Origin of the sequence: Streptomyces sp. NPDC002889 (assembly GCF_042888425.1) — a bacterium.
In the GTDB taxonomy this organism is placed as follows: Bacteria; Actinomycetota; Actinomycetes; order Streptomycetales; family Streptomycetaceae; genus Streptomyces.
Map to the genome: position 1 here is coordinate 1 of NZ_JBIAPT010000062.1, position 5,225 is coordinate 5,225.

A 5,225-nucleotide genomic window follows, 5' to 3' on the forward strand; every position below is an offset into this window, starting at 1 on the left:
GAGGCGGTGCTGGCCGGGCACGAGAGCGTCGGTCAGGTCGCGGTGATCGCCAGGGAGGACCGGCCTGGCGACAAACGCCTCGTCGCCTACATCGTTCCGGCCACCGCCGACGAGCCCGACACCGAGGCGTTACGAGACTTCGTCGCCGACAGGTTGCCCGACTACATGGTGCCGACCCTTGTGGCGCTGGAGTCGCTGCCGCTCACGGTGAACGGCAAGCTCGACCGGACGGCTCTGCCTGCCCCCGACTTCGCCGGCCTGGCCGGCGGGCGTGGTCCCGCGACGCCCACCGAAGAGGTGCTCTGCGGGCTGTTCACAGAAGTGCTGAGCGTGGAGTGGGTGAGCGCCGAGGCCTCGTTCTTCGACCTCGGCGGGGACTCCCTGCTGGCGATGCGGCTGATCGCCCGGATCCGGGCCGTCCTGGACACCGAGCTGCGCATCGCCGACCTGTTCACCGCGCCCACGGTCGCCGAGGTGGCCCGTCTGATCGACGGTGAGCAAGGTGACGCACAGCCGGCGTTGGAGCCGCAGCCCCGGCCGGAGATGGTGCCGCTGTCCTCCGGGCAGCAGCGGATGTGGTTCCTGAACCGGCTCGAAGGCGCAGCGGAGGGTGCCGACGCCGCCTACAACATGCCCCTGGCGTTGCGGATGTCCGGCGATCTGGATGTGGCGGCGCTGGAAGCGGCGCTGGGCGATGTCGCCGACCGGCATGAGACCCTGCGGACGATCTATCCCGAGGTCGAGGGGGTTCCGCTTCAGCAGGTACTCGAAGAGGCGGCAGGGCGCCCGCCCTTGGTGGTCGTCGAGACCACCGAGGATGACGTCGAGGAGTTGCTCGCGGCGCACGCCGGCCGCGGGTTCGACGTGAGTGTCGATCTGCCGTGGCGGATCCGGCTGCTGGTGACCGGACCGTCGGAGTTCGTCCTGCTGATCGTGGCGCACCACATCGCCGTCGACGGCTGGTCGATGGGTGTCCTTGCCCGTGATCTGGGAGTGGCCTACACCGCGCGCCGGGAGGGCCGGGCGCCCGGCTGGCAGCCGCTGCCGGTGCAGTACGCCGACTACGCGCTCTGGCAGCGACAGGTCCTCGGTGATCTGGACGACCCGGACAGCCTGGTCAGCAGCCAGCTCGGGTACTGGCGCGGTGCTCTGGCCGGCGCGCCGCAGGAACTGGTCCTGCCGACCGACCGGCCCCGTCCGGCCGTTTCCTCCTACGAGGGCGGCTCGGTGCCTGTCCGGGTCGACGCGCGGACCCATGCCCGGCTTCTGGAGGTCGCCCAGCGCAGCGGGGCGACCATGTTCATGGTCGTGCACGCCGCGCTCTCGGCGATGATCGCCCGGATGGGCGCCGGGAGGGACATTCCGATCGGCACCGCGGTCGCCGGACGAGGCGATGTCGCTCTGGACGGGCTGGCCGGCTTCTTCGTCAACACCCTGGTGCTGCGGGCGGACCTGAGCGGTGACCCCTCCTTCACCGAGCTGCTGGCCCGGGTGCGGGAGACCGACCTGGCCGCCTACGCCCACCAGGATGTGCCCTTCGAGCGGCTCGTCGAGGACCTCAGCCCGTCGCGGTCGCTGTCCAGGAACCCGCTGTTCCAGGTGATGCTGACGCTGCAGAACATACCGCCGGCGCAGTGGGACCTTCCCGGGCTGCAGGTCCGTCCGACGTTGCCCGGATCGCTCGCTGCCCGGTTCGACCTGTCGGTGGACCTGGCCGAACACCGTGACGGCGCGGGAAGCCCGGCGGGAATCGGCGGGGAGATCTTCTATGCCACGGAGTTGTTCGACGAGAACACCGTCCAGGCGCTGGCCCAGCGGCTGGAACGGGTTCTGGAGCACATCGCGGCCGACCCCGCCACGCGGGTCAGCCGGCTCGAGATGCTTGACGAGGCCGAGCGGCACACCCTTCTGACGGAGTGGAACGACACGACCCGGACGGTTCCGGAGGGGACGTTCGCCGAGCTGTTCGAGGCGCAGGTGGAGCGGACACCGGACGCCGTGGCGGTTGTCGGTGGGGAACGTGCGTCGACGTATGCAGAGCTGGAACGGACCAGCAACCAACTGGCGCACGAGCTGATTGCCCGGGGCGTGGGGCCCGAGGACCTGGTGGGCGTGGTCATGGAGCGGTCGGTGGACCTGATGGCCGTGCTGCTGGCCGTGGTGAAGGCAGGCGCGGGCTATCTGCCCATCGATCCGCGATATCCGGCGCAGCGGATCGCCTTCATGCTGGTCGATGCCCGTCCGGCGCTGATGGTGTGCACCACGGGGACCGAAGCGGCACTGTCGTCCGCCGAGAGTCTCGTGGACGATGGCGCACCGGCCCGTCTGGTGTTCGACGACCCGGCAGTGACCGCCGTGATGGCGCACCGTCCGGTCGCGGCTCCGGTCGATGCCGACCGGGCGGCGCCCCTGCGGATCCACCACCCCGCGTACGTGATCTACACCTCCGGATCCACGGGCACCCCGAAGGGCGTGGTGGTCACGCACGGCGGTGTCGGCAGCCTGGCGGCGAGCCACATGGACCGGTTCCGGGCCGGACCTGGGTCACGGATCCTCCAGTTCGCCTCGCCGAGCTTCGACGCCGCGTTCGCCGAGTTCTGCACGGCCCTGCCGTCGGGTGCCGCGTTGGTGATGGCCGATCGCGACATGCTGCCGCCGTACGGGTCGCTCGCCGAGGTGTCGGCGGAGTACGGGGTGACGCACCTGACGGTGCCGCCGTCCGTGCTCGCTGCCGCGGAGGAGCTGCCCGCCTCCGTGACCACGGTGGCGGTCGCGGGTGAGGTGTGCCCGCCGTCGCTGGTGGAGCGCTGGTCGGCGAACCGGCGGATGATGAACGCCTACGGGCCGACCGAGGCGACCGTGTGCGTCACCATGAGCGAGCCGCTGACGGCAACGGCAGGCAGCGGGCCGGTGCCGATCGGACGGCCTCTCGAGAACGGACAGACCTACGTCCTGGACGAGTTCCTGCGCCCGGTTCCCGCCGGAGTCACCGGGGAGCTGTACCTCGCCGGGCCCGGATTGGCCCGGGGATATCTCGGCCGGTCGGCGCTGACCGCCGAACGTTTTGTGGCCTGCCCGTTCACCGCACCCGACGGGCCGGGCCGTCCCGGTGGCCGCATGTACCGGACCGGGGACCTGGCGTACTGGACCTCCGACGGCCAGATCGTCGTCGTCGGACGAGTCGACGAACAGATCAAGATCCGAGGGTTCCGCGTGGAGCCCGGCGAGATCCAAGCCGTGCTGGTCGACCACCCGACCGTCGGGCGGGCCGCCGTCGTCGTACGGGAGGATCGTCCCGGGGACAAGCGCCTGGTCGCCTACGTCCTCCCCGCCCCGGACGGCGGCAGTGTGGACGCCGGCGCGTTGCGGGACCACGTGGCACGCAGGCTGCCCGACTACATGGTGCCGGCCGCGGTGATGGTGCTCGACGCGCTGCCCGTCACCGTGAACGGAAAGCTCGACCGCTCCGCGTTGCCCGCCCCGGACTTCGCGGGTCTGACCGGCCGACGTTCTCCCGCGACCCCCGTCGAAGAGGTGCTGTGCGGGCTGTTCGCGGAGGTGCTCGGCCTGGAGTGGATCGGCGTCGAGGCCTCGTTCTTCGAGCTGGGCGGCGACTCGCTGCTCTCGATGCGGCTGATCGCCCGGATCCGGGCCGTCCTGGAGGCCGAGGTGAGCATCCGGGCGCTGTTCGCCACCCCGACGGTCGTCGGGCTGGCCCGGCTCATCGACGGGGTGGCCGGTGAGGTGCAGCTCGCCCTGACGCCCCACCCCCGCCCGGAAGCCGTGCCGCTGTCCTTCGGACAACAGCGGATGTGGTTCGTCAACCAGATGGAGGAGGCACAGGGTGGCTCCGAGGCGCCCTACAACCTGCCGTTGCGGTTCCGCATGTCCGGTGACCTCGACATGTCCGCACTGGAAGCCGCTCTGGGGGATGTCGCCGACCGCCACGAGAGCCTTCGGACGGTCTATCCCGCGACCGACGGTGTTCCCCGGCAACATGTGCTGGAGGGCGTGGCCGGCCGTCCGCCGCTGGTAGTCGTCGAGACCGCTGGGGACCAGGTCGAGGAGGTGCTCGCCGCCCACACCGAGCAGCGCTTCGATCTGAGCACCGAGCTGCCGTGGCGTGTCCGGTTGCTGGCGACCGGGCCGTCCGAGTTCGTCCTGCTCATCGTGGCGCATCACATCGCCGTCGACGGCTGGTCCCTGGGCGTGCTGATGAAGGATCTGCAGGTGGCCTACGCGGCGCGGCTTCACGGCAGGGCGCCGGGGTGGCAGCCGCTGCCGGTGCAGTACGCCGACTACGCGCTCTGGCAGCGTCAGGTCCTCGGTGATCTGGACGACCCCGACAGCCTGATCAGCAGCCAGCTCGGGTACTGGCGGGATGCATTGACCGGCGCACCCCAGGAGCTGGCGCTGCCGACCGACCGACCGCGCCCGGCTGTGGCCACGTTCCGCGGCGGCGCCGCACCGGTCCTGGTGGACGCGCAGACCCATGCCCGCCTGGTGGACGTCGCGCGGCGCGGTGATGCCACGATGTTCATGGTCGTGCATGCCGCGTTGGCCGCTCTGCTGGCAAGGATGGGTGCGGGAACCGACGTCCCGATCGGCACCGCGGTCGCCGGACGAGGGGACGCGGCGCTGGACGGCCTGGCCGGGTTCTTCGTCAACACCCTGGTGCTACGGACCGACCTGAGCGCCGATCCCACCTTCGAGGAGCTGCTGGCACGGGTGCGGGAAACCGACCTGGCCGCATACGCCCACCAGGACCTGCCCTTCGAGTATCTCGTCGACGACCTCAACCCCTCACGGTCACTGTCCCGCCACCCCCTGTTCCACGTCATGCTCTCCCTGCAGACCTTTCCCCCTGAGCACTGGGACTTCCCAGGCGTGCAGGTGCGCTCCATGCCGCCGGGCGCTGCGGCGGCCCGGATCGACCTGTCGTTGACGCTGGCCGAGCACCGTGACGGCGAGGGGGACCCGGCCGGGCTCGACGGCGCGCTCCACTACGCCGTCGACCTGTTCGACGAGGACACAGCCCGGGCTCTGGGGGAGCGGCTGGTGCGGGTGCTGGAGCAGATGGCGGCCGATCCGCGGACGCGGCTCAGCGACATCGATGTTCTCGGTATGGGCGAGCGTTCTCGTGTGGTGCGGGAGTGGAATGCGACTGATCGTCGGGCTGCGTCGGTGACGTTGGCGGGGTTGTTCGAGGCTCAGGTGCTTCGTTC

General features: G+C 70.7%; 1 protein-coding gene. It reads left to right on the forward strand.

From position 1 onward, the window contains the following. Positions 1-5,225: amino acid adenylation domain-containing protein (locus ACFYWI_RS38265; protein ID WP_389240768.1), on the forward strand; the 5,225-nt coding region annotated here is incomplete at both ends.